Raw genomic sequence first — 460 nt, 5'->3', positions numbered from 1 at the left:
ACCCGGATTAGACAAGCCAAAGGACTACGCCGGTCCGCACGAAACAGTAGTTCGTCCTCCGACGGCCGTACGTCGGATGGGCTGCCTCTGACAGCGGGGGTGTGACCTCCTTCCCGTCCACCCCTTTTCGTTTCCGCCGCATAACCTTAGTAATTGGACGACGAACAGGAACTGTGTGAGCCTCATCGCCGAACTCCGCCTGACCGACGCGCAGCTGGTGCTGCGCCCGTCGCTGCAGGCGGCCCCCGGGATGACCCTGGAGCGGGAGTGGGCGACTGCCGCCGACCGCGCCGCCGACCCCGTGCTGTTCGTGTGGGCCTCGGGCGGCGACTTCGAGGCGTTCGAGGCCGCGCTCCCGGCGGACCCGACGATCGGCGAACACGAGTGTATCGACGACCGCGACGACCGGCGGCTCTACCGCGTGGTCGTCAACCGCGGCGTCACCACGAACCCCGCGCCG

Annotated in this window: 1 protein-coding gene; it reads left to right on the top strand. The window is 68.3% G+C overall.

The window, feature by feature from the left end:
* Positions 1–175 precede the first annotated feature (175 nt).
* On the top strand, positions 176–460 hold a 285-nt coding region (locus EXE41_RS18755), incomplete at its 3' end, for a bacterio-opsin activator domain-containing protein (RefSeq protein WP_275938160.1).

Origin of the sequence: Halorubrum sp. SD690R (assembly GCF_005435035.1) — an archaeon.
Lineage (GTDB): Archaea > Halobacteriota > Halobacteria > Halobacteriales > Haloferacaceae > Halorubrum > Halorubrum ezzemoulense.
Note: the sequence above shows the minus strand (reverse complement) of the source record. Positions and strands in the feature narration are given on the sequence as shown.